This window comes from Pigmentiphaga soli (assembly GCF_039541095.1).
GTDB classification, from domain to species: Bacteria; Pseudomonadota; Gammaproteobacteria; order Burkholderiales; family Burkholderiaceae_B; genus Pigmentiphaga; species Pigmentiphaga soli.
Map to the genome: position 1 here is coordinate 84,183 of NZ_BAABFO010000018.1, position 24,794 is coordinate 108,976.

At 67.7% G+C, this 24,794-nt stretch carries 23 protein-coding genes; 21 read left to right on the forward strand and 2 right to left on the reverse strand.

Going from position 1 to position 24,794, the window contains the following annotated elements:
- Positions 1–20 precede the first annotated feature (20 nt).
- From frr to ABD927_RS17560, 13 genes are all read left to right on the forward strand, one after another.
- Positions 21–581, forward strand: coding sequence for a ribosome recycling factor (gene frr / locus ABD927_RS17500; RefSeq protein ID WP_345251130.1), 561 nt, complete (start codon positions 21–23; stop codon positions 579–581).
- A 31-nt stretch (positions 582–612) separates the two neighbouring features.
- Positions 613–1,398, forward strand: a complete 786-nt coding sequence (gene uppS, locus ABD927_RS17505; protein ID WP_345251131.1) for a polyprenyl diphosphate synthase — start codon at positions 613–615, stop codon at positions 1,396–1,398.
- A 6-nt stretch (positions 1,399–1,404) separates the two neighbouring features.
- Positions 1,405–2,238 (forward strand): phosphatidate cytidylyltransferase, encoded by an 834-nt coding sequence (locus ABD927_RS17510; RefSeq protein WP_345251132.1) that lies wholly within the window; start codon positions 1,405–1,407, stop codon positions 2,236–2,238.
- A 139-nt stretch (positions 2,239–2,377) separates the two neighbouring features.
- Positions 2,378–3,592: a 1-deoxy-D-xylulose-5-phosphate reductoisomerase gene (ispC, locus tag ABD927_RS17515; RefSeq protein ID WP_345251133.1), complete on the forward strand. Its 1,215-nt coding sequence runs from the start codon at positions 2,378–2,380 to the stop codon at positions 3,590–3,592.
- A gap of 151 nt (positions 3,593–3,743) precedes the next feature.
- Positions 3,744–5,081, forward strand: coding sequence for an RIP metalloprotease RseP (gene rseP, locus ABD927_RS17520; RefSeq protein ID WP_345251134.1), 1,338 nt, complete (start codon positions 3,744–3,746; stop codon positions 5,079–5,081).
- A 109-nt stretch (positions 5,082–5,190) separates the two neighbouring features.
- Entirely contained in the window at positions 5,191–7,485 is a 2,295-nt protein-coding gene (gene bamA, locus ABD927_RS17525) for an outer membrane protein assembly factor BamA (protein WP_345251135.1), read from the forward strand.
- A gap of 124 nt (positions 7,486–7,609) precedes the next feature.
- Complete coding sequence (locus tag ABD927_RS17530) at positions 7,610–8,227, forward strand: OmpH/Skp family outer membrane protein (RefSeq protein ID WP_345251136.1); 618 nt, start codon at positions 7,610–7,612, stop codon at positions 8,225–8,227.
- Between the two features lie 50 nt (positions 8,228–8,277).
- Complete coding sequence (gene lpxD / locus ABD927_RS17535) at positions 8,278–9,366, forward strand: UDP-3-O-(3-hydroxymyristoyl)glucosamine N-acyltransferase (protein ID WP_345251137.1); 1,089 nt, start codon at positions 8,278–8,280, stop codon at positions 9,364–9,366.
- Positions 9,367–9,411: 45 nt separating this feature from the next.
- Positions 9,412–9,858, forward strand: a complete 447-nt coding sequence (gene fabZ, locus ABD927_RS17540; protein WP_345251138.1) for a 3-hydroxyacyl-ACP dehydratase FabZ — start codon at positions 9,412–9,414, stop codon at positions 9,856–9,858.
- Between the two features lie 10 nt (positions 9,859–9,868).
- The gene (gene lpxA / locus ABD927_RS17545; protein WP_345251139.1) at positions 9,869–10,657 is read left to right on the forward strand and encodes an acyl-ACP--UDP-N-acetylglucosamine O-acyltransferase; all 789 of its coding nucleotides are present in this window, start codon (positions 9,869–9,871) and stop codon (positions 10,655–10,657) included.
- Positions 10,658–10,694: 37 nt separating this feature from the next.
- Positions 10,695–11,822, forward strand: coding sequence for a lipid-A-disaccharide synthase (gene lpxB / locus ABD927_RS17550; RefSeq protein ID WP_345251153.1), 1,128 nt, complete (start codon positions 10,695–10,697; stop codon positions 11,820–11,822).
- Positions 11,812–12,513 (forward strand): ribonuclease HII, encoded by a 702-nt coding sequence (rnhB, locus tag ABD927_RS17555; protein WP_345251140.1) that lies wholly within the window; start codon positions 11,812–11,814, stop codon positions 12,511–12,513. The genes lpxB and rnhB overlap by 11 nt, the downstream gene beginning before the upstream one ends.
- On the forward strand, positions 12,510–13,295 hold the full coding sequence (locus tag ABD927_RS17560; protein ID WP_345251141.1) for a TrmH family RNA methyltransferase: 786 nt from the start codon (positions 12,510–12,512) through the stop codon (positions 13,293–13,295). The genes rnhB and ABD927_RS17560 overlap by 4 nt, the downstream gene beginning before the upstream one ends.
- Here ABD927_RS17560 and ppsR read toward each other — a convergent pair.
- Positions 13,289–14,134, reverse strand: coding sequence for a posphoenolpyruvate synthetase regulatory kinase/phosphorylase PpsR (gene ppsR, locus ABD927_RS17565; RefSeq protein ID WP_345251142.1), 846 nt, complete (start codon positions 14,132–14,134; stop codon positions 13,289–13,291). The two genes, ABD927_RS17560 and ppsR, sit on opposite strands and share 7 nt — an antisense overlap.
- Before the next feature lie 222 nt (positions 14,135–14,356).
- Between ppsR and ppsA the strand changes: the two genes are divergently transcribed.
- The 3 genes from ppsA (at position 14,357) to ABD927_RS17580 (ending at position 18,345) form a co-directional block, all read left to right on the forward strand.
- Positions 14,357–16,720 (forward strand): phosphoenolpyruvate synthase, encoded by a 2,364-nt coding sequence (gene ppsA / locus ABD927_RS17570; RefSeq protein ID WP_345251143.1) that lies wholly within the window; start codon positions 14,357–14,359, stop codon positions 16,718–16,720.
- Between the two features lie 167 nt (positions 16,721–16,887).
- Entirely contained in the window at positions 16,888–17,319 is a 432-nt protein-coding gene (locus tag ABD927_RS17575) for an NfeD family protein (protein ID WP_345251144.1), read from the forward strand.
- Between the two features lie 84 nt (positions 17,320–17,403).
- Positions 17,404–18,345, forward strand: coding sequence for an SPFH domain-containing protein (locus tag ABD927_RS17580; protein WP_425570293.1), 942 nt, complete (start codon positions 17,404–17,406; stop codon positions 18,343–18,345).
- Between the two features lie 12 nt (positions 18,346–18,357).
- Here ABD927_RS17580 and smpB read toward each other — a convergent pair whose 3' ends face one another.
- On the reverse strand, positions 18,358–18,816 hold the full coding sequence (gene smpB, locus ABD927_RS17585) for an SsrA-binding protein SmpB (protein ID WP_345251145.1): 459 nt from the start codon (positions 18,814–18,816) through the stop codon (positions 18,358–18,360).
- A 68-nt stretch (positions 18,817–18,884) separates the two neighbouring features.
- Here smpB and ABD927_RS17590 point away from each other — a divergent pair, with 68 nt between their 5' ends.
- From ABD927_RS17590 to ABD927_RS17610, 5 genes are all read left to right on the forward strand, one after another.
- Positions 18,885–19,319, forward strand: coding sequence for a type II toxin-antitoxin system RatA family toxin (locus ABD927_RS17590; protein ID WP_345251146.1), 435 nt, complete (start codon positions 18,885–18,887; stop codon positions 19,317–19,319).
- The gene (locus ABD927_RS17595; RefSeq protein WP_425570294.1) at positions 19,300–19,722 is read left to right on the forward strand and encodes an RnfH family protein; all 423 of its coding nucleotides are present in this window, start codon (positions 19,300–19,302) and stop codon (positions 19,720–19,722) included. Before ABD927_RS17590 ends, ABD927_RS17595 begins: the two co-directional genes overlap by 20 nt.
- Positions 19,723–19,880: 158 nt before the next feature.
- Positions 19,881–21,341: an IMP dehydrogenase gene (gene guaB, locus ABD927_RS17600; RefSeq protein ID WP_345251147.1), complete on the forward strand. Its 1,461-nt coding sequence runs from the start codon at positions 19,881–19,883 to the stop codon at positions 21,339–21,341.
- 2 nt (positions 21,342–21,343) lie between these two features.
- Complete coding sequence (gene guaA, locus ABD927_RS17605; protein WP_345251148.1) at positions 21,344–22,933, forward strand: glutamine-hydrolyzing GMP synthase; 1,590 nt, start codon at positions 21,344–21,346, stop codon at positions 22,931–22,933.
- A gap of 308 nt (positions 22,934–23,241) precedes the next feature.
- Positions 23,242–24,450, forward strand: a complete 1,209-nt coding sequence (locus tag ABD927_RS17610) for a tyrosine-type recombinase/integrase (protein ID WP_345251149.1) — start codon at positions 23,242–23,244, stop codon at positions 24,448–24,450.
- Positions 24,451–24,794 lie beyond the last annotated feature (344 nt).

A 24,794-nucleotide genomic window follows, 5' to 3' on the forward strand; every position in this document is an offset into this window, starting at 1 on the left:
ATCGCATTCAGGAGTTTCCAATGAGCATCGCCGACGTCAAGAAGAACGCGGAAGGCAAAATGGGCAAGTCCATCGAGACGCTCAAGGCCAGCCTGTCGAAGATCCGCACCGGCCGGGCGCATGCCGGCATCCTCGACCACGTCCACGTCGAGTACTATGGCTCGCAGGTGCCGCTCAGCCAGGTCGCCAACCTGTCGCTGATCGACGCGCGCACCATCAGCGTCCAGCCGTGGGAAAAGAAGATGGCGCAGGTGATCGAAAAAGCGATCCGCGAGTCCGACCTCGGTCTCAATCCGCAGTCCATGGGCGAACTGATCCGGGTGCCGATGCCGGCGCTGACCGAAGAGCGCCGGCGCGAGCTGACCAAGGTCGTGCGCGGCGAGGGCGAAGACGCCAAGGTGGCGGTGCGCAACCTGCGCCGCGACGCCAACGAACAGCTCAAGAAGCTGGTCAAGGAAAAGGAAATCTCGGAAGACGACGAGCGCCGCGCGCAGGACGACGTCCAGAAGCTGACCGATCGCTACGTGGCCGAGATCGACAAGCTGGTGGCTCAGAAAGAGGCCGAGATCATGACGGTTTGAACCCCGTCCCAGCCCCGGAGGCGCCTTCCACATGGCCTTGAGTTCCACCCTCGGCATCCCGCAGGCGGCGAGCGTGCCCCGGCACGTCGCCATCATCATGGACGGCAATGGCCGCTGGGCGACGCGGCGCTTCCTGCCGCGCGTCGCGGGCCACAAGAAGGGCGTCGACGCGGTGCGCACCATCGTCGAAGCCTGCGCCGAGCGCGGCGTGGAGTTCCTGACGCTGTTCGCGTTCAGTTCCGAGAACTGGCGGCGCCCGCCGGATGAAGTGTCGCTGCTGATGCGGCTGTTCATCCACGCGCTCGAACGCGAGGTCACCAAGCTCGACCGCAACGGCATCCGGCTCAAGGTGGTGGGCGACATCACCGCCTTCGAGCCGCGGCTGCAGGAACTGATACGCGAGGTCGAAGCCCGCACGGCCGACAACCGGCGCCTGACGCTGACCATCGCCGCCAACTACGGCGGGCGCTGGGACATCCTGCAGGCGATGCGGCGCGCGCTGCTGGCCCATCCAGAGCTGGCCGACCAGCCCGAGCGCCTCGACGAGGCGCTGCTGTCGCCCTTCCTGGCCATGGCCTATGCGCCCGAACCCGACCTGTTCATCCGCACCGGCGGCGAAAAGCGCATCTCCAACTTCCTGATCTGGCAGCTGGCCTATACCGAGCTGTACTTCACCGACTGCTTCTGGCCCGACTTCGACGCCGCGCAGTTCGACCTGGCCTGCGAGTCCTACCGGCGCCGCGAACGCCGCTTCGGGCGCACCAGCGCCCAGCTCGAGGCCGAGGCGATCGCGTCCGAGCCGGCGGCGGGCCACTGAGCTTCCATGCTGAAACAACGCGTCATTACCGCCGTCGTGCTGCTGGCCATCCTGGCCGGCGCGCTGGCGGCGCCGTCGCCGCTGCCGTTCGAGGCCCTGATGGCCGTGTTCGTCGGCTGCGCGCTGTGGGAATGGTGGCGGCTGACCCTGGGGCGGCCGCAGGACGGCCGCCTGCGCCTGCCCGAAACCGCGGCCGGCATCGTGTTCGGCGCGGCGCTGATCGCCTGGCGCTGGCAGGCGGGCGGCCCGCCGGAAGCGCCCGGCTGGCGCTGGCTGTGGATCGCCATGTCGGCGGTCTGGGTGCTTGGCGTCGCGCCTTCGCTGGCGCGGGCCGATGCCGCCGCGCCGCCCCGCAGCGCGCTGCTGACCCTGTTCGCGCCGGTGGCGCTGCTGGCCGCCTGGTCGGCGCTGGCCGCCGCCCACGGGCGCGGCATCGCCTTCCTGCTGACCTTGCTGGCGCTGGTGTGGGTGGCCGACATCGGCGCCTATTTCACCGGCAAGGCCTTCGGCCGCCGCAAGCTGGCGCCGCACATCAGCCCCGGCAAGACCCTCGAAGGCGCGGTGGGCGGCATTGCCTGCGCGGTGGTGCTGGTGCTGGCCTGCGCCGCCTTCGACGGCACCTTCGGCGCCGCGCTGGCGGCCCGCTGGGGCTGGGGCGGCGCCGCGCTGGCGGCGCTGCTGCTGGCGGCCCTGTCGATCGCCGGCGACCTGTTCGAATCGCTGCTGAAACGGCGCGCCGGCTACAAGGATTCGAGCGCGCTGCTGCCGGGACACGGCGGCGTCTACGACCGCATCGACGCCTTGATTCCGGTGCTGCCATTGGCCATGTTGCTGGTATGAGCCCACCCCTACGCGCTTCGCGCGCCGCTCAAGGGGCGACGCTGGCGGACCGGCGAAGCCGGATCCGCGGCGTCCTGAGCGGGTTGTGGCACCATGGGGATTGTTATGAAGATGTCGCGTAGCGATGAGTGATAGTGGATTGAGCGTTCGCCGCATTACTGTCCTGGGGGCCACCGGCTCGATCGGCATCAGCACGCTGGACGTCATCGCCCGCCATCCCGGCCGCTACCGGGTCGAGGCGCTCAGCGCCTATAGCCGGATGGAGGTGCTGGCGGCGCAGGCCGCGGCCAGCCGCGCGCGGGCGGTGGTGGTGCCGGACGACGCGGCGGCGGCGCGCTTCGCGGCCGCCTGGCCGGCCGGGGCCGGCGGCCTGCCCGAGGTGCGCGTGGGCGCGCAGGCGCTGGCCGATACGGCCGCCGATCCGGCCAGCGATACCGTGATGGCCGCCATCGTCGGCGCCGCCGGGCTGCCGTCGGCGCTGGCCGCGGCGCGCGCCGGCAAGCGGGTGCTGCTGGCCAACAAAGAGGCGCTGGTGGTGGCCGGCGTCCTGTTCATGGACGCGGTGCGCGAGCACGGCGCCGAACTGCTGCCCATCGACAGCGAACACAACGCCATCTTCCAGTGCCTGCCGCGCGGCGGCGCCCGCGCCCATGCGCCGCGCCAGCCGGCGGCCGGCGTGCGGCGGCTGCTGCTGACCGCCTCGGGCGGGCCGTTCCGCACCCGTCCGCTGCACGAGCTGGACGAGGTCACGCCCGACCAGGCCTGCGCCCATCCCAACTGGTCGATGGGCCGCAAGATCTCGGTCGACTCGGCCACCATGCTCAACAAAGGGCTGGAGGTGATCGAAGCGCACTGGCTGTTCGCGATGCCGGCCAGCCGCATTTCGGTGGTGGTGCATCCGCAGAGCGTCGTGCATTCGATGGTCGAATACGACGACGGTTCGGTGCTGGCCCAGCTCGGCCAGCCCGACATGCGCACGCCGATCGCCTATGGGCTGGCGTTTCCCGACCGGATCGAGGCGGGCGTCACGGCGCTCGACCTGGCACGGCTGGGCCGGCTGGATTTCGAAGACCCCGATTTCGCGCGCTTCCCGTGCCTGCGGCTGGCGTTCCAGGCGCTGGAGGCCGGGCAGGGCGCCTGCGTGGCGCTGAACGCCGCCAACGAGGTCGCCGTCGACGCCTTCCTGCGCGGCGGGCTGCGCTACACCCACATTCCCGCCGCGATCGAAAGCGTGCTCGATGCCACTGCCGGCCGCGCCGCTCCCGAGGCCTCCCTCGATGCGCTGCTGGCCTGCGACGCCCACGCCCGCGCATGCGCCCGCGACCGCATCGGGCGCTTGACGGCGGGCGCGTGAGCCGGTCCGGTCTCCAGCCGGCGCCGCCGCGGTTCCGGCCGGCACGCCGTGCGCCGCTCGCCGCGCCCACCGGAGGCGCCGCCTGCGGTACAGTGGGCAACCTGCCGGCCGCCCGCAGCGGCCGCTTTCAGCAACGATACCGGAGACTCCCATGCTCCTGACCCTGGCAGCCTTCGCCGTCGCGCTCGGCATCCTGGTGGTGATCCACGAGCTCGGCCACTACCTCGTCGCCCGCGCCTGCGGCGTCAAGATCCTGCGCTTTTCGGTCGGTTTCGGCCGGGTGCTGGCGCGCCGGGTCGACCGCCGGGGCACCGAATGGGCGCTGTCGGCGATCCCGCTGGGCGGCTACGTCAAGATGCTCGACGAGCGCGAGGGCGAGGTGCCCGAAGCGCTGCGCCACCAGGCGTTCAACGCCAAGCCGGTGGCCAGCCGCATCGCCATCGTCGCCGCCGGGCCGCTGTTCAACCTGGCGCTGGCGGCGCTGCTGTACGCCGCGCTGAGCATGGCGGGCGTCAAGGAGCCCGCGCCGGTGCTGGCCGCGCCGCAAGCCGGCAGCGTGGCCGCGGCGGCCGGGGTGGCGCGCGGCGACCGCATCGTCGAGGTCGACGGCGAACCCGTCGCCAGCTGGAGCGACGCCCGCTGGATCCTGCTGAAACGGCTGACCGACCGCGAGCAGGCCGCGGTCACGGTACAGGCGGCCGACGGCACCCGCCACCTGCGCACGCTGGATTTCTCCTCGGCCTCGCTGGCCGACATGGAGGGCGACGTGCTGGGCCGCCAGGGGCTGTCGCTGGCCACGCCGCGTCCGGTGGTGCGGGCCGTGATGGACGGCAGCGCCGCGGCCGAGGCCGGCCTGCGGGCCGGCGACCGCATCACCGCCGTCGAGGGCCAGGCCGAGCCGTCGGCCACCGAACTGATCGAGACCATCCAGCGCCATGCCGGCCAGCCGCTGGCGCTGGCGGTGGTGCGCGACGGCGCGCCGCTCACGCTGAACGTGGTCCCGCACGCCGAGCACGACGCCCAGTCGGGCGCCACCGTGGGGCGGATCGGCGCGCAGATCGGCGGCGACATCGAACTGGTGGTCATCCGCCACGGCCCGCTCGCCAGCCTGGCGCTGGGCACCCGCCGCACCGCCGAGGTGTCGTGGTTCTCGCTGCGGATGCTGGGCAAGATGGTGGTGGGCGACGTGTCGCTGCGCAATCTGAGCGGGCCCGTCACCATCGCCGACTACGCCGGCCAGACCGCCCGCATGGGGCTGGAATCGTACGTGGCCTTCCTGGCGCTGGTCAGCGTAAGCCTGGGCGTGCTGAACCTGTTGCCCATTCCGATGCTGGACGGCGGGCACCTGCTGTATTATCTCGTCGAAATCGTCCGCGGCAGCCCGCCGCCCGAACGATGGATGGAAATGGGCCAACGGGCCGGCTTCGGCCTGCTGATGCTGTTGATGGCCGTCGCCCTGTTCAACGACTTTTCGCGCCTGCTGACATAGGATTCCATGATTCTTGCCCCCCGTATCGCGACCGCATGCCGGCCCGTCCGGCCCGCATTGGGGGAAGTTTCCGTCCTGTCCGCCACTCGATAATCACCCGGGATCACGAATGACCAACCGCGCCCGGCGCTTGCCGCGTCTGCTGACTTTTCTGCTGGCCATGGCGGTCGCCCCTTTGGCCCATGCTTTCGAACCCTTCGTCGTCAAGGACATCCGCGTCGAAGGCATCCAGCGCACCGAGGCAGGAACGGTTTTCGGCTATCTGCCCGTCAAGGTGGGCGAACGTTTCACCGAAGAGCAGGCCACGCAGGCGGTGCGCGCGCTGTTCGCCACCGGCTTCTTCCGCGACGTGCGGATCGAGGTGGAGAACGACGTCGTGGTCGTGATCGTCGACGAACGCCCCGCGATCGCGTCGATCTCGTTCAACGGCATGAAAGAATTCGAATCGGCCAACGTGCTGAAGTCGCTGGCCGAGGTCGGCTTCGCCGAGGCCCGCATCTTCGACCGCGCGCTGCTCGAACGCGCCGAGCAGGAACTCAAGCGCCAGTACCTGGCGCGCGGCAAGTACTCGGTCGAGATCGTGCCCACCATCACGCCGCTGGAGCGCAACCGCGTCGGCATCACCTTCGACGTGTTCGAGGGCGACGTGGCCCGCATCGCCGGCATCAAGATCATCGGCGCCAAGGCCATCCCGGAAAAGGAACTGCTGTCCCAGCTGCAGCTCACCACGCCCGGCTGGCTCACCTGGTACACCAAGGCCGACCAGTACTCGCGCCAGAAGCTGCAGGGCGACATCGAAACCCTGCGCTCGTACTACATGAACCGCGGCTACCTGGAATTCAATGTGGATTCGCCGCAGGTCACCATCTCGCCCGACCGCAAGGACATCTTCATCACCCTGTCGATCACCGAAGGCGACAAATACACCGTCAGCGACGTCAAGCTGGCCGGCGAACTGCTGGGCCTGGACGACGACCTGCGCAAGCTGATCACCGTCAAGCCGGGCGAAACCTTCTCGGCCGAGAAGGTCAACGCCTCCAGCAAGGCCATCACGGATTACCTCGGCAAGCTGGGCTACGCGTTCAGCAATGTCAACGCCAACCCGGCGGTCGACCGCGAGCACAAGACGGCCGACCTGACCTTCTTCGTCGACCCGAACCGCCGCGTGTACGTGCGGCGCGTCAACATCGGCGGCAATACCCGCACGCGCGACGTCGTCATCCGCCGCGAAATGCGCCAGCTCGAAAGCGCCTGGTACGACGCCGGCCAGATCCAGCTGTCGCGCGACCGGATCGACCGCCTGGGCTACTTCCAGAACATCACGCTGGAAACGCCGCCGGTGCCCGGCACGCCCGACCAGGTCGACGTCAACGTCAACGTGCAGGAAAAGCCCACCGGCATGATCAACCTGGGCGCGGGCTTCAGCAGTACCGACAAGGTCGTGCTGTCGGCCGGCCTGAACCAGGACAACATCTTCGGCAGCGGCACCACCGCCGGCATCGAGCTGAACACCGGCAAGACCTACCGCACCATCGCGGTCAGCCAGACCAACCCGTACTTCACGCAGGACGGCATCAGCCGTTCCACCAGCGTCTACTACCGCACGCTGCGGCCGCTGGCGATCAACACCGGCGACTACGAAATCCGCACCGCCGGCGCCGGCCTGACCTTCGGCGTGCCGTTCACCGAAACCCAGCGCGTGTTCTTCGGCGGCACGCTGGAATTCAACGACATCAAGCTGTACGACAACAGCCCGCAGCGCTTCATCGACTACGTGCGCGACTTCGGCCCGCGCAGCACCGCCTTCATCTGGTCGGTGGGCTGGAGCAACGACCACCGCGACAGCGCGCTGGCGCCCACGCGCGGCTACTATCAGCGCGCCGCCGCCGAGACCTCCACCTTCGGCGACCTGCGCTACTACAAGGGCAGCTACCAGCACCAGTACTACTGGCCCATCAACCGCAGCATGACGCTGGCGCTGAACGGTCAGGTCGACTACGGCAAGGGCTTCGCCGGCAAACCCTACCCGCTGCTGAAGAACATGTACGCAGGCGGTATCGGGTCGATCCGCGGCTTCGACGGCGGCTCGCTCGGCCCGCGCGACGCCAAGAACGGCGACAGCCTGGGCGGCGCCAAGCGGGTCATCGCCAACGCCGAGCTGCTGCTGCCGTTCCCCGGCAGCCAGCAGGACCGTACGCTGCGCTGGTTCCTGTTCACCGACGCCGGCAATGTGTACGCCGACGACGAGAACATCTCGCTGGGCGATCTGCGCTACTCGGTCGGTGTCGGCCTGAGCTGGCAGTCGCCGATCGGACCGCTGAAGATCTCTTTTGGCCACGCCCTCAACGCCAAGCCCGGCGACCGCACCCAGGCGTTCCAGTTCCAGATCGGCACCGGCTTCTGACCCGGCAAGCAGGCGCCTGACGGCATTTTTCTGGTACAACCGTTTACCCTTGGGCCCGCGCCGGGCTTGCCCCGGCGCGCGGCATTAGTGGCAAAATATCCGATTATTTCCGAGCGAGAATTACATGATCCGCAAGTTTTCGACGTCTGCCGCACGCCTGACTGCTTCGTCTGCCGTCAAGGGGGCAGGCCGCGTCCTGGCAGTACTGGCGCTCTCGGGCGCCGCCGTCGGCGCGGCTCATGCTCAGCAACAGCAGGCGCCGGCCGCCGCGGCAGCCCCCGCCACCGCCCGCAACGGCAACGGTCCGGTCAAGATCGGCTTCGTCAACACCGAACGCATCTTCCGCGACGCGGCGCCGGCCAAGGCGGCGCAGGCCAAGATCGAGGCCGATTTCAAGAAGCGCGATGCCGACCTGCAAGACATGGCCGCCCGCCTGCGCACGATGTCCGACCAGCTCGACAAGGACAGCGCCGTGCTGTCCGACGCCGACCGCACCCGCCGCCAGCGCGAGCTGAGCGATCTCGACAAGGATTTCCAGCGCAAGCGCCGCGAGTTCCAGGAAGACCTGAACCAGCGCCGCAACGAAGAGCTGTCGCAGATCCTGGAGCGCGCCAACCGCGTCATCAAGCAGATCGCCGAGCAGGAAAACTACGATCTGATCCTGCAGGAAGCCGTGGTGGTCAGCCCCCGCGTCGACATCACCGACAAGGTCCTCGCCGCCCTGAACGCCGGCGCCAAGTGACGCCGGAAAACGCCCGCCCGGGCCTGGCCCGGGCCGTCTGCTGACCGCGTATGCCGATACTGCTTGATCCGGCCCGGGCGCCCACGCTGGCCCGCCTGCTGCAAGAGACCGACACCACGGGCCTGGATTGGCGGCTCGACCCGGCCGGCGCCGGCGAGCGCGCCATCGCCGGCATCGCCGCGCTGGAGCATGCCGGCGCGCAGGAGCTGGCCTTCATCGCCAACCCCCGCTATCAAGACCAGCTCGCCGGCGCCCAGGCCGGCGCCGTCATCGTTACCGATGCCGTCGCGCGCGCCCATCGCGAGGCCGGCGGCAACGCGGTGCTGGTCGTCTGCGCCGACCCCTACCTGATGTACGCCCGCGTCGGGCTGTGGTTCGAACGCCAGCGGCGCGACACCCCGCCGGGGCAGGTGCATCCGTCGGCCGTCATTGCCGCCGACGCCGTGCTCGACCCCACGGCCAGCGTGGGGCCGCTGGCCGTGATCGAACCGGGCGCCCGCATCGGCGCCGGCGCCGTGATCGGCGCCGGCTGCATGATCGGCCGCGGCTGCCAGATCGGCCCCGACAGCCTGCTGCATCCGCGCGTCACGCTGTACGCCGGCGTGCGGGTGGGCGCGCGCGCCGTGATCCATTCCGGCGCCGTGCTCGGCGCCGACGGCTTCGGCTTCGCTCCCGACTCCACCCGCGCCAAGGGCGCGTGGACCAGGATCCCGCAGTTCGGCGGCGTGTGCATCGGCGACGACGTCGACATCGGCGCCAACACCACGATCGACCGCGGCGCGCTCGACGACACGGTGATCGGCAACGGCGTCAAGCTCGACAACCAGATCATGATCGCCCACAACTGCCAGGTCGGCGACCACACCGCGATGGCGGCCTGCGTCGGCATCGCCGGCTCCACCACCATCGGCTCGCGCTGCATGATCGCCGGCGCGGCGATGATCGGCGGCCACCTGCGCATCGGCGACGACGTGTTCGTGTCGGGCGCCACGGCGGTGTTCTCGAACCTGGAAAAGCCGGGCCGCTACACTGGCATCTTTCCCGGCACCGAGCACCGCGAATGGGAGCGCAACGCCGTGGCGGTCCGCCACCTGGCCGACCTGGCGCGCCGGGTCAAGGCGCTCGAGAAAAAAGGGTAGGCCCGCGCGCACGGCCGGCGGGCGCCCATACGACTGGAAACATTCATGGAACTGGACATCAAGGGGATCCTCGAGCATCTGCCGCATCGCTATCCGATGCTGCTGATCGACCGCGTGCTCAACGTGGTGCCGGGGGAATCGATCACCGCGCTGAAGAACGTGTCGATCAACGAGCCGTTTTTCACCGGGCATTTCCCGCACCACCCGGTCATGCCGGGCGTGCTGATCCTGGAAGCGCTGGCGCAGGCGGCGGCCATCGTCTCGTTCACCTCGGCCGGCAAGAAGCCCGACGACAACACCGTGTACTACTTCGTCGGCATCGACGGCGCCCGCTTCAAGCGGCCGGTGCTGCCGGGCGACCAGCTGCGGCTGGAAGTCACGGTGGAGCGCACCTCGCGCGGCATCTGGAAATACAAGGGCTGTGCCAAGGTCGACGGCCAGCTGGCGGCCGAAGCCGACCTGATGTGCACCATGCGTTCGCTCGAATGCTGAGGCCGCGGCCATGGTGACCCGGATCCATCCCACCGCCATCGTCGATCCGGCCGCCCAGCTCGACGACGGCGTCACGGTCGGCCCGTTCACGGTGATCGGCCCGCACGTGCGCATCGGCGCCAATACGCAGATCGGCCCGCACGCCACGATCGAAGGCCACACCACGATCGGGCGCGACAACCGCTTCTACGCCTCGGTGGCCATCGGCGGCCCGCCGCAGGACAAGAAATACGGCGGCGAGCCGACCCGGCTCGAAATCGGCGACCGCAACACGATCCGCGAATCGTGCACCGTCAACACGGGCACCATCCAGGACGTCGGCGTGACCCGGCTCGGCAACGACAACTGGATCATGGCCTACGTGCACATCGCGCACGACTGCCAGCTCGGCAGCAACATCATCCTGGCCAACGGCACGCAACTGGCCGGCCACGTGCATCTGGGCGACCACGTCATCCTGGGCGGCATGACGGGCGTGCACCAGTTCGTCAAGATCGGCGCGCACGCGATGACCGGCGTGCACGCCACGCTGCTGCAGGACCTGCCGCCCTTCGTCACCTGCGCCGGCAGCCCGGCGCGGCCGGTGGGCATGAACGTCGAAGGCCTGAAGCGGCGCGGTTTCACGCCGGCCCAGGTATCGGGGCTGCGCGCCGCGTACAAGACGCTGTACCGGCAGGGCCTGACGCTGGAAGAGGCCAAGGCGGCGCTGCGCGCGCAGGCAGCCGACCCGGAACTCGAACCTTCGCTGCGCACCCTGCTGGATTTCCTCGATACCGCCACGCGCGGTATCGTGCGCTGACGGGGCCGGCGTGGCAGGTGCCGACCCCGTCATCGGCATGGTGGCGGGCGAACCTTCCGGAGACCTGCTGGCCGCCCCGGTGATCGCCGCGCTGCATGCGCGGGCGCCCGGCCTGCGAGTGGCCGGCGTAGGGGGGCCGAGAATGCTGGCCCAGGGCTTCGACGCCTGGTATCCGATGCAGAAGCTGGCCGTCAACGGCTATGCCGACGTATTGCGCCACCTGCCCGAGTTGCTGGGCATCCGCGCCGATCTTCGCCGGCGCTGGCTGGCCGAGCCGCCGGCGGCCTTCGTCGGCGTCGACGCGCCGGATTTCAATTTCACGCTCGAACACGCGCTGCGCGCCGCCGGCATTCCCACCGTGCATTTCATCGGCCCTTCGCTGTGGGCCTGGCGCGGCGAGCGCATCCATCGCATCCGCGAGGCGGTGTCGCACATGCTGGTGGTGTTTCCGTTCGAGGCCAAGATCTACCAGGATGCCGGCGTGCCCGTCACCTATATCGGCCATCCGCTGGCCGGGGTCATCCCGCGCGAGCCCGACCGCGCCGCGGCCCGCCGGCGCCTGGGTATCGATTCCTCGCAGCGGGTTTTGGCGCTGATGCCCGGCAGCCGCGCCGGCGAGATCGCCCACCTGGCGCCGCGCTTTCTCGAAGCCGGCCGGCTGCTGCAGCGGCGCGACCCGGGGCTGCAATTGTGGGCGCCGATGGCCGGCGCCGAACGACAGCGCCAGTTCGAGGCCTGCGCGGCGCGGCTGGGCGGCATGGCCGGCCTGCATGTCGTGGCGGGCGGTTCGCAGGACGTGCTGGCGGCCTGCGACGCGGTGCTGGTGGCCAGCGGCACCGCCACGCTGGAGGCCGCGCTGTTCAAGCGGCCGATGGTGATTTCCTACGTGCTGCCGCGGCTGTCGTACTGGATCATGCGGCGCAAGGCCTATCTGCCGTGGGTCGGCCTGCCCAACGTCCTGTGCCGCGAATTCGTCGTGCCGGAGCTGCTGCAGGACGCCGCCACGCCGCAGGCGCTGGCCGACGCCGCCTGGCAGGCGCTGACCGACGAGCGCCGCAACCGGGAACTGGTCTTGCGTTTCACTGCGTTGCATGATGAACTCGTGCGCGATACGCCGGCGCTGGCGAGCAATGCGATTCTGGAGGTGGCGGGGCATGGCGGGTAGGGGCGGACGGGCGCCACGGCGCGGCGCCGACGACATCGAAATGGACGGCGCTCCCGAGCGCGGCTGGATACAAACGGATTTCGGCTGGGCCGAGCTGGACCTCGCCAGCCTCGAAACCACCGCCGTGCTGGTGCGCGCCGGGGTCGACGAGGCCGGCCGCGGGCCGCTGGCCGGCCCGGTCTACGCCGCCGCCGTCGTGCTCGATCCCGACCGCCCGATCCTCGGGCTGGCCGATTCCAAGGCGCTGGAGGCCGAAGAACGCGACGCGCTGGCGGTGCTGATCCGTGCCCGCGCGCACGCCTGGGCCGTGGCCAGCGCCAGCGTGCAGGAAATCGACAGCCTGAACATCCTGAATGCGACCATGCTGGCGATGCGGCGCGCGGTGGACGCGCTGAACGTCGCCATCGACCTGGCCGAGATCGACGGCAACCGCGCGCCGGCGCTGCGCTGCCGGGTGCGCACCGTGATCGGCGGCGACGCGCAGGTGCCAGCCATCTCGGCGGCGTCGATCCTGGCCAAGACGGCGCGCGACGCCGAACTGGTGCGCCTGCACGAGCTCTATCCGGCCTACGGCTTCCACCAGCACAAGGGCTACGGCACGCCGCAGCACCTGTCGGCGCTGTTCGAGCACGGGCCGTGCCCCGAGCACCGGCGCAGCTTCGCCCCGGTGCGCGACGCGCTGGACCGATGAAGCGCATCGCCTCGCGCGACAACCCGCTGTACAAGGAACTGCGCCGGCTGGCGCAAGGCGCCCACGCGCGCCGCCAGGGGCTGGCGCTGCTGGAAGGCGTGCACCTGTGCCAGGCCTATCTGCAGTGGGGCGGCACGCCGCGCCACGCGGTGTTCGACGCTGTCCGCTCGGAATCGGGCGAGCTGCGCGCGCTGCGCGACGCCGTGCCGCCGGCCTGCCAGGCATGGCTGGAGCCGGGCCTGGTCGACGGCCTGGAAACCGTTCGCAGCGGCCAGGGCGTGGTGTTCGTGATCGACACGCCGGCGCCGCCGCTGCCGGCCCGGGCGGACGAGAACTGCGTGCTGCTGGACCGGATCCAGGATCCCGGCAACGTCGGCTCCATCCTGCGCAGCTGCGCCGCCGCCGGCGTGCGCCGCGTCTTCCTGTCGGCCGACACCGCCTACGCCTGGTCGACCAAGGTGCTGCGCTCGGGGCAGGGCGCGCATTTTTCGCTGACGATCCACGAAGACGTCGACCTGCTTGCCTTGTCCGCCCGGCTCGACGTTCCCCTGCTGGCCACCACGCTGGACGACGCCGTCGACCTCCTCCGCGCCGACCTGCCGCCCCGCGCCGCCTGGGTGTTCGGCAACGAAGGCCAGGGCGTCGACCCCGCCCTGCAACGCGCCGCCGCGCTGCGCCTGCGCATCGACCAGGAACCCGCCGCCGAATCGCTCAACGTCGCCGCCGCGGCGGCCGTGTGCCTGTTCGAGCAGCGGCGGCAGGCGCGCCGCGCCGGTCAGTAGAACCGGCCTTCCAGCCCGATCTTCTGCAGCACCGTGGTCGAGATTTCCTCGATCGACTTGGTGGTGGTCGACAGCCAGCGGATGCCTTCGCGCCGCATCAGCTTCTCGGCCTCGGCCACTTCGTAGCGGCATTGTTCCAGCGAGGCGTAGCGGCTGTCGGGCCGCCGTTCGTTGCGCACCTCGGCCAGCCGCTCGGGCTGGATGGTCAGGCCGAACAGCTTGGAGCGGTACGGCAGCAGCGACGACGGCAGGGCGTCGCGCTCGAAATCGTCGGGAATCAGCGGCACGTTGGCCGCCTTCACGCCGTACTGCATCGCCAGGTACAGGCTGGTGGGCGTCTTGCCGCAGCGGGAAACGCCCACCAGGATCACGTCGGCCTGGCCCAGGGTCTTGACGAACTGGCCGTCGTCGTGGGAAAGGCTGAAATTGATCGCCTCGATCCGGCCCTGGTACTTGGCGGCGTTGCTGACGGTATGCGAGCGGCCGATCGAATGGCTGGACTTCACGCCCAGCTCTTGTTCGATCGGCTCCACGAAGGTGGAGAACAGGTCCAGGAACAGCGCATTGGCCTGGCGCACGCGCTGGTTGATCTCGGGGTTGACCAGGGTGCTGAACACGATCGGCCGGTGGCCGTCGGTCAGGCAGGTCTGGTCGATGCGCGCCGCCGCGTCGGCCGCCTTCTCCAGCGAGTCGATGAACGGCAGCCGGATATGCCGGAACCGCGCATCCTCGAACTGGGCCAGCACCGAATGGCCGAAGGTTTCGGCCGTGATGCCGGTGCCGTCGGACACCACGAACACGGTGCGCAGATACGGGGAATCGGAAGCGTTGACTGGCATGAGGCGCCCTGCGATGGAAGCGTGGTGGAAAAGCGGAACAGAAAAGTAACAAAAGCGGAAAAACCGCGCTGCGACGCTCCGGGGGGCCAGCGTACAATGCCGGAGTTCCCCCAAATGGTGCGCGGCCGGCCGCGCTTCGAAACCCGTTTGGCGAGCGCACCGGCGCCGGGCGCCGGTACGTTGGCCAAACATGCTTTCTTGCCATTGTAATAGGGGACTTCCATGTCTTATGTCGTACCGTTCGAGCAGCTCCGGATGACGGATGTTGACTCGGTAGGGGGAAAGAACGCTTCACTCGGAGAGATGATCAGCCAGCTGGCCGGCGCCGGAGTCAGGGTGCCGGGCGGCTTCGCGACCACCGCCCAGGCGTTCCGCGACTTCCTGGCCGATTCCGGGCTCGACGCCCGCATCGGCGAAACGCTGTCTTCGCTCAATCCCGAAGACGTGCGCGCGCTCGCCGACACCGGCGCCAAGATCCGCCAGTGGATCGTCGAAGCGCCGCTGCCGGCCCGCTTCGAGCAGGAAATCCGAGCCGCCTTCGCCAGCCTCGACGCCGACGGCAAGGGCTCGTTCGCGGTCCGTTCCTCGGCCACCGCCGAAGACCTGCCCGACGCCTCGTTCGCCGGCCAGCAGGAAACCTACCTGAACGTGGTCGGCATCGACGACGTGCTCGACAAGATCCGCCACGTGTTCGCTTCGCTGTACAACGACCGCGCCATTTCCTACCGCGTGCACAAGGGCTTCGCCCATGCCGGCGTGGCCCTGTCGGCCGGCGTGCAGCGCATGGTGCGTTCCGATTCCGGCTCGGCCGGCGTGGCCTTCACGCTCGACACCGAATCGGGCTTCCGCGACGTGGTGTTCGTCACCTCGTCGTACGGCCTGGGCGAAACCGTGGTGCAGGGCGCCGTCAACCCCGACGAGTTCTACGTCTTCAAGCCCACCCTGGCCTCCGGCCACTACCCGATCGTGGGCCGCCGCATCGGCTCCAAGCAGATCAAGATGGAGTTCGACCCGCAGCGCACCAACGGCCACGCCGTGCGCACGGTCAACGTCGCCCCCGAACTGCGCAACCGCTTCTCGCTGTCGGACGACGAAGTGATCGAGCTGGCGCGCTATGCCGTCATCATCGAGCAGCACTACGGCCGGCCGATGGACATCGAATGGGGCCGCGACGGCGTCGACGGCAAGCTCTACATCCTGCAGGCGCGCCCGGAAACGGTCAAATCGCGCCAGTCGGGCAGCGACGTGCAGCAGCGCTACCGCCTGAAGGCCACCGGCAACGTGCTGGTCACCGGCCGCGCCATCGGCCAGAAGATCGGCTCGGGCCCGGTGCGCCTGGTGGCCGACGTGTCCGACATGGACAAAGTCCAGCCCGGCGACGTGCTGGTCACCGACATGACCGATCCCAACTGGGAGCCGGTGATGAAGCGCGCCTCGGCCATCGTCACCAACCGCGGCGGCCGCACCTGCCACGCGGCCATCATCGCGCGCGAGCTCGGCATCCCGGCCGTGGTGGGCTGCAATGACGCCACCGACCTGCTGCAAGACGGCAAGCCGGTCACCGTGTCCTGCGCCGAGGGCGACGAGGGCCGCATCTACGACGGCCTGATCGAGACCGAGGTGGAGGAAGTGCGCCGCGGCGCGATGCCCGAGATCGACGTCAAGGTCATGATGAACGTGGGCAACCCGCAGCTGGCCTACGACTTCGCCCAGATCCCCAACGCCGGCGTGGGCCTGGCGCGGCTGGAATTCATCATCAACAACAACATCGGCGTCCACCCCAAGGCCATCCTCGACTATCCCAACGTCGACGGCGACCTGAAAAAGGCGGTGGAATCGGTGGCCCGCGGCTACGCCAGCCCGCGCGCCTTCTTCGTCGAGAAGCTGGCCGAAGGCGTGGGCACCATCGCCGCCGCGTTCTGGCCCAAGCCGGTGATCGTGCGGCTGTCCGACTTCAAGTCGAACGAATACCGCAAGCTGATCGGCGGTTCGCGCTACGAGCCCGAGGAAGAGAACCCCATGCTGGGCTTCCGCGGCGCGTCGCGCTACATCTCGCCCGATTTCGAGGAGTGCTTCCGGCTCGAGTGCGAGGCGCTCAAGCGGGTGCGCGAAACCATGGGGCTGGCCAACGTCGAGATCATGGTGCCGTTCGTGCGAACGCTGCACCAGGCCGAGAGCGTGGTCAAGCTGCTGGAGCAGAACAAGCTCAAGCGGGGCGAGAACGGCCTCAAGCTCATCATGATGTGCGAGGTGCCGTCCAACGCGGTGCTGGCCGAACGCTTCCTGGAATACTTCGACGGCTTCTCGATCGGCTCCAACGACCTGACCCAGCTCACGCTGGGCCTGGACCGCGACTCCGGCCTGGAACTGCTGGCGGCCGACTTCGACGAGCGCGACCCGGCCGTCCAGGAACTGCTCAAGCGGGCCATCTCGGCCTGCCTGAAGGCCGGCAAGTACGTCGGCATCTGCGGCCAGGGGCCGTCCGACCATCCGGATTTCGCGCTGTGGCTGAAGGAGCAGGGCATTCTGTCGATGTCCTTGAACCCCGATACAGTCGTCGACACCTGGAACAAGCTGGCCGGGTGAGGGTTCCCGCCTACGCGCTCACGCGCGCCCCAGGGGGCGATGCGGGCGGCCCGGCGGAGCCGGATCCGCCGCATCCTGGATGACATCGTGCCAGGTTCCGGCGTGTCAGCGAGCTTGCGCAGTCACCGGCTGCCGTCATAATAGGGGCCTCAACCACGGAGGCTGCTATGAATCCCGCTTGGATTTGGCTGGGGCTCGCGGCCCTGGCCCTGATCGGCGAGGTCATGACCGGAACGTTCTACCTGCTGGTGGTGGCCGCCGGCTGCGCGATCGCGGCCGCGGCCGCCTGGGGCGGGCTGGATTTCGCCTGGCAGCTGGCCGTCTGCGCGGTGGCCGTGGTGGCCGCGATGCTGATCCTGCGGCGCGTGGGCGTGCTGCGCAAGCGGCCGGCCACCGCCCCCTCGCGCAATGCCGACGTCAACCTCGACATCGGCGGAACGGTCAAGGTGGATGCCTGGAACGCGGACGGCACCGCCCGCGTGTGGTACCGCGGCGCTCACTGGGAAGCCGCGCTGGCGCCGGGCGCGGTTGCCGCGCCCGGCCAGTACGTCATTACGGAACTGCGCGGCAACTGCCTCGTGCTGACGCCGCAATTCTGATTGCCCGAACCGGCCGCGGGAGCGGGCCCGCGGCCGGTTTCGTCCACTCCTGTCGCCCGGAAGGTTCACCATGAGGGAAGCATCGTGAGCGAAGCCACCATAGTGCTGCTGGTCATTCTGTTCCTGGCGATTGTCATCGTCGTCAAGGCCATTGCCATCGTGCCCCAGCAGAACGCCTGGGTCGTCGAGCGCCTGGGCAAGTTCGACCGCGTGCTGTCGCCCGGCGCGGGTTTCGTCATTCCGTTCATCGAGCGGGTCGCCTACAAGCATTCGCTGAAGGAAATCCCGCTCGACGTGCCGAGCCAGGTCTGCATCACGCGCGACAATACCCAGCTGCAGGTCGACGGCATCCTGTACTTCCAGGTCACCGACGCCATGCGGGCCTCGTACGGCTCGTCCAACTACATCATCGCCATCACTCAGCTGGCGCAGACCACGCTGCGCTCGGTGATCGGCAAGCTGGAGCTGGACAAGACCTTCGAGGAACGCGAACAGATCAACAGCAGCATCGTCAGCGCGCTCGACGAGGCCGCGCTGAACTGGGGCGTGAAGGTACTGCGCTACGAAATCAAGGATCTGACCCCGCCCAACGAAATCCTGCGCGCGATGCAGGCGCAGATCACCGCCGAGCGCGAAAAGCGCGCGCTGATCGCGGCCTCCGAAGGCCGCCGGCAGGAACAGATCAACATCGCCACCGGCGAGCGCGAAGCCTCCATCGCGCGCTCCGAGGGCGAGAAGCAGGCGCAGATCAACCAGGCGCAGGGCGAGGCGGCCGCCGTGGTGGCGATCGCCGAAGCCACAGCGCGCGCCATTACCCAGGTGGCCGAGGCGGTGCGGCAGCCCGGCGGCATGGAGGCAGTCAACCTCAAGGTGGCCGAACGCTACGTGGACGCCTTCGGCAACCTGGCCAAGACCAACAACACGCTGATCGTGCCGGCCAACGTCAGCGACATCGGCGGGCTGATCGCCTCGGCGATGACGGTGGTCAAGGCCACGCAGGGCGGCGGGGTGGTGCAGGCGAAGTAAGGGCCGCGGGCGTCAGCCCCGCTGCCGCGTGTCGTGCTTCATGATCTGGGCTTTCTCGCGCAGCCAGTCGCGCTCGCGCTCGGTATCTCGCTTGTCGTACAGCTTCTTGCCGCGCGCCAGGCCGAACTCCAGCTTGATGCGCGAGCCCTTGTAGTGCAGATTCAGCGGTATCAGGGTGAAGCCGCGCTGTTCGACCTTGCCGATCAGCTTGCTGATTTCCTCGGCCTTGAGCAGCAGCTTGCGGGTGCGCGTGGCGTCGGGATGGATGTGGGTCGACGCCGTTTCCAGCGGGCTGACGTGCATCCCCAGCAGCCACAGCTCGCCGTTGCGCACGATCACGTAGCTTTCCTTGAGCTGCACGCGGCCGGCACGGATCGCCTTCACCTCCCAGCCCTCCAGGACCAGGCCGGCCTCGAAGCGCTCGTCGATGAAGTAATCGTGGAATGCCTTGCGGTTGTCGATGATGCTCATTCGGGCGGACCTTCGCCGGGCCGGTAAAATCCCCCATTCTAGCAACTGCCACCTCGGTTCAATCACGCATGCATAAAGTGCAACGGTCGGTATTGGTGCCCTACAGCGCCGGGCAGATGTTCGACCTCGTCGCCAAGGTCGAGGACTATCCCAAGTTCATGCCCTGGTGCGGCGGCGCGGAGGTCCACCACCGCGACGAGAACGGCATCGAAGCCTCGGTGGTGATCCAGTTCGCGGGGCTGCGCCAGCGCTTCCGCACCCGCAACACCCATCACTATCCCGACAGCATCGAACTGGCCCTGGTCGACGGGCCGTTCTCCGCCTTGCAGGGCCGCTGGGAATTCCATCCGCTGGCCGAGGACGCCTGCAAGGTGGTGTTCACGATGCAGTACGAATTCGCCAGCCGCACGCTGGAGATGGTGATCGGGCCGGTGTTCAACCGCATCGCCACGAGTTTCATCGATGCTTTTACGCAACGGGCCGATGCCTGCTACGGCGGTTGACGGCGGGGCCGGCAAGGCCGGCCAGGCGCAGGCCGGCGAGGATGATGCCGGCACCGCTCCTGGCGGCCGGGCGGGGCAGGGCGAAATCGAAGTCACGGTGTGCCATGCGCCGACCGGCCAGCCCTGGCTGCGCACCGTGCGGCTGGCGGCCGGCGCCACCGTGGCCCGGGCCATCGAGGCCAGCGGTTTCCGCCAAGCCTTTCCGGACGTCGATCCGGAACGGGCGGGCACCGGGGTGTACGGCCACGCGCGGCCCCTGGACCATGTGTTGAGCGACCACGACCGGGTCGAAATCTACCGCCCGCTGGTTTTCGATCCGATGGAGTCGCGTCGCCGGCGCGCCGCGCACAAGGCGGCCAAGGGCCGCCGGCCCGCGGCCCGGACGCCGCCGGCCAAACGCTGAGCGCAGCCGCCGCCGCGGCCTTGCGGTGCGATTTGCCGCGATGCTTTTGCCGCGGCGCAACGGCCGCCTCCGCAAGACGCCGCGCCCGCCCCGGCAACCGGCGCCAGCCATGGCGCTGCGCTACAATATTCGGTTTATTGCGGCAAATGGGGTTCCCGATGCGTCTCGTGCAGAAAGCGTATACCTTCGACGACGTCCTGCTGGTGCCAGCCTACTCCTCGGTGCTGCCGCGCGACACCAGTCTGCGCACCAAGCTCACCCGCGACATCTGGCTCAACATCCCGCTGCTGTCGGCCGCCATGGACACCGTCACCGAAGCCCGCCTGGCCATCGCGATGGCGCAGGAAGGCGGCCTGGGCATCGTCCACAAGAACCTCACGGCAGACGAGCAGGCGCGCGAAGTCACCAAGGTCAAGCGTTACGAATCGGGCATCGTGTCCGACCCGATCACGCTGGCGCCCCACATGAAAGTGCGCGACGCCATCGCCCTGCAGCGCCAGCACGGCATCTCCGGCCTGCCGGTGGTGGAAGGCCGGCAGGTGGTCGGCATCGTCACCAACCGCGACCTGCGCTTCGAAGACCGCCTCGACGAACCGGTGCGCACGGTCATGACGCCGCGCGAGCGCCTGATCACCGTGCCCGAGGGCGCGCCGCTGGAAGCCGCCCAGGCGCTGATGCACAAGCACCGCCTGGAACGCGTGCTGGTGGTCAACAGCGCCTTCGAGCTGCGCGGCCTGATCACCGTCAAAGACATCATCAAGACCACCGAACACCCCAATGCCTGCAAAGATGCCCAGGGCAAGCTGCGCGTGGGCGCGGCGGTGGGCGTGGGCGAAGGCACCGAGGAACGGGTCGAGAAGCTGGTTGCCGCCGGCGCCGACGTACTCGTGGTCGATACCGCCCACGGCCACTCGGCCGGCGTGATCGAACGCGTGCGCTGGATCAAGAAACACTACCCCGGCATGCAGGTGATCGGCGGCAACATCGCCACCGGCGAAGCCGCCCGCGCGCTGGTCGAAGCCGGCGCCGACGGCGTCAAGGTCGGCATCGGCCCCGGCTCCATCTGCACCACCCGCGTCGTGGCCGGCGTGGGCGTGCCGCAGATCACCGCCATCGACAGCGTGGCCCGCGCGCTGGAAGGCACCGGCGTGCCGCTGATCTCCGACGGCGGCGTGCGTTATTCCGGCGACATCGCCAAGGCCCTGTCGGCCGGCGCCTACAGCGTGATGATGGGCAGCATGTTCGCCGGCACCGAAGAAGCGCCGGGCGAAGTGGTGCTCTACCAGGGCCGCTCGTACAAGAGCTACCGCGGCATGGGCAGCCTGGGCGCGATGACGGACGGCTCGGCCGACCGCTACTTCCAGGATCCGGCCAACAACGCCGACAAGCTGGTGCCCGAAGGCATCGAAGGCCGCGTGCCCTACAAGGGCAGCGTCACCGCCATCATCTTCCAGCTGGTGGGCGGCATCCGCGCCTCGATGGGTTACTGCGGCTGCGCCACCATCGACGATATGCGCACCAAGAGCGAATTCGTCGAGATCACCAGCGCCGGCATGCGCGAATCGCACGTCCACGACGTGCAGATCACCAAAGAAGCCCCCAACTACCGCATGGAATGAGCGTGCACGACCGCATCCTGATCCTCGACTTCGGCTCCCAGGTCACCCAGCTGATCGCGCGCCGCGTGCGCGAAACGCAGGTCTACTGCGAAATCCATCCCTACGACGTTTCCGACGACTTCATCCGCGCGGAACTGGGCAAGGGGCTCAAGGGCGTCATTTTGTCGGGCAGCCATGCATCGGCCTATGACGAGGCTTCCATGCGCGCGCCGCAGGCCGTGTTCGAGGTCGGGGTGCCGGTGCTGGGCATCTGCTACGGCATGCAGACCATGGCGATGCAGCTGGGCGGGAAGGTGAGCTTCAGCGACCATCGCGAATTCGGCTATGCCGAGGTGCGGGCGCATGGGCATACGCCGCTGTTCCAGGGCATCGAGGACTTCTCCACGCCGGAGGGGCATGGCATGCTCAAGGTGTGGATGAGCCATGGCGACAAGGTTACCGAACTGCCGCCGGGGTTCAAGCTGATGGCGTCCACGCCGTCGTGCCCGATCGCCGGGATGGCCGATGTGCAGCGGCATTACTACGGGGTGCAGTTCCACCCGGAGGTCACGCATACCGTGCAGGGGCAGGCGATGCTGTCCCGGTTCGTGCATGAGATCTGCGGTTGTGCGCATGACTGGAACATGCCGGATTATGTGAGCGAGGCTGTCGAAGCCATTCGCCGGCAGGTGGGCGACGACGAAGTCATTCTCGGGCTGTCGGGCGGGGTCGATTCGTCGGTGGCGGCGGCGCTGATCCACAAGGCGATCGGGGACAAGCTCACGTGCGTGTTCGTCGATCATGGCCTGCTGCGCTTGAACGAAGCCGAACAGGTGCTGAAGACCTTCGCCGACAACATGGGTGTCAAGGTCATTCATGTCGACGCCACCGATGACTTCATGGGCAAGCTGGCTGGCGTTAGCGATCCGGAGGCCAAGCGCAAGATCATCGGCCGCGAATTCGTGGAAGTGTTCCAGCGCGAGGCGGGTAAGCTCAAGGGCGCCAAGTGGCTGGCGCAGGGCACGATCTACCCCGACGTGATCGAATCGGCTGGGGCCAAGACGGGCAAGGCCGTCACGATCAAATCGCACCACAATGTGGGCGGGCTGCCGGATACGCTGCATCTCAAGCTGCTGGAGCCGCTGCGCGAACTGTTCAAGGATGAGGTGCGCAAGCTTGGCGTGGCGCTGGGGCTGCCGCCCGAGATGGTGTATCGGCATCCGTTCCCGGGGCCTGGGTTGGGCGTGCGGATCCTGGGCGAGGTCAAGAAGGAATACGCCGATCTGCTGCGGCGAGCCGATGCCATCTTCATCGAGGAACTGCGCAACTTCAAGGATGAATCCGGCAAGAGCTGGTACGACCTGACGGCACAGGCGTTTGCGGTGTTCCTGCCGGTGCGGTCGGTGGGGGTGATGGGGGACGGGCGTACCTATGACTACGTGGTCGCGTTGCGGGCGGTGCAGACGTCGGATTTCATGACGGCGGATTGGGCGCCGTTGCCGTATCCCTTGCTGGCGAAGGTATCGGGGCGGATTATCAATGAGGTCAGGGGGATCAATCGGGTGGTTTATGACGTTTCGTCGAAACCGCCGGCGACGATCGAGTGGGAATGATCCCGCGTCCGGCATAGACCGGCACCAAAGAGCACGAAACCACCTCTAAGACCGCGTAACTGCGGGCTTTTTCTATTCTGAGTCCGGCACTGTCTGGCAAATTTTCGCATCGCCAAGCACGCCGTTTGTATGGCATGGTAGGTGGTACTATCTGAACCTGATGCCATGTTTGGCGCTCGATACCATGCTGTCTATGACAGGGTTGTCATGGTATTGAATTTAGATAACGCATTGATCTATAAAGATTTTTGTTGAGAAATGCGGGCGTCTCTGAGCATGGTATTTTGACATGGAGAATTGCACGAACCATGCTGACTGATACCAAGCTGCGCAACCTCAAGCCAAAGGACAAGCTCTACAAGGTGAATGACCGTGATGGCCTCTACGTGGCGGTCACTCCGGCGGGTTCGATTTCGTTCCGCTACAACTACTCAATTCACGGCAGGCAGGAGACGATCACCTTCGGACGCTACGGTCTCGGCGGCATCTCTCTCGCAGAAGCGCGCGAGCGGCTGGGGGAGGCAAAGAAGCTGATCGCAGCCGGCAAGTCACCTGCCAAGGAGAAGGCGCGCGATAAAGCCCGTGTCAAGGGCGCTGAGACGTTCGGAGCCTGGGCGGAAAAGTGGCTGCGGGGCTATCAGATGGCGGACTCCACCCGCGATATGCGTCGTTCGGTGTACGAGCGTGAGTTGAAGCCGAAATTCGGCAATCAGAAGCTGATCGAGATCACCCACGAAGATTTGAGGGCACTAACCGATGCCATTGTCGAGCGCGGTGCGCCAGCGACTGCGGTGCATTCCCGCGAGATCGTGTTGCAGGTTTATCGCTGGGCCATTGAGCGTGGTCAGAAGGTGGAGAACCCGGCAGAACTGGTGCGACCGACGACCATCGCCAAATTCGAGCCGCGTGACCGTGCGTTGACACCCGATGAAATCGGCTTGATGTACCAGTACATGGAGCGGATCGGCACGACACCATCCATCCGGGCAGCCGCGAAGCTGTTGCTTCTAACGATGGTGCGCAAAAGCGAGTTGACCAACGCTACCTGGAGCGAAATCAATTTCAGCGAGGCGCTTTGGACAATCCCCAAGGAGCGGATGAAGCGGCGCAATCCGCACTTGGTATTCCTATCCCGGCAGGCGCTGGACATCTTCATCGCCCTCAAGACTTTTGCCGGCGGATCGGCCTATGTGCTTCCGTCGCGGTATGACTCGGACCTACCCATGAGCAGTGCCACACTCAACCAGGTGCTGACGTTGACATACCGACTGGCGCAGAAGGAGGGGAAATCGCTAGCCAAATTTGGGCCGCATGACCTGCGCCGTACGGCCAGCACGCTGTTGCATGAGGCCGGCTACAACACGGACTGGATCGAGAAGTGCCTAGCGCACGAGCAGAGAGGCGTCAGGGCTGTGTACAACAAAGCCGAGTACCGCGAGCAGCGGACGGCGATGCTACAGGATTGGGCGGACATGATTGACGAATGGACGCTCAGGAAGCCAGGTCCGAAGGAATGAGATCACCGAGCACTTTCCTGCTGCATGTGATTTTAGCCGCTAAAAAAACGGCATGGCCTTCGGCAGATAGCCTCGTCATCACGACCGAGTTCCACGCGCCTCGCAGAGCAAGATGCCCGTTGAGCACCAGGTGCGAATAAGGCGAAGTGAAGATAGATGACCTGCTTGCCGGTTAGCTAACTTCACCCATCTTGCCCGGCCAACGGCGTTGGATACACCAGGGAAACCACATCGATCCCCTGTGTAAAGCTCTGCAATTGGCTCTGCGTACGGCGCGCATTGACGATACGTGTCAGCGCCGAAGTAATACTGACCCCTGGCGCCGAGGTAAAACTGACCCCCTG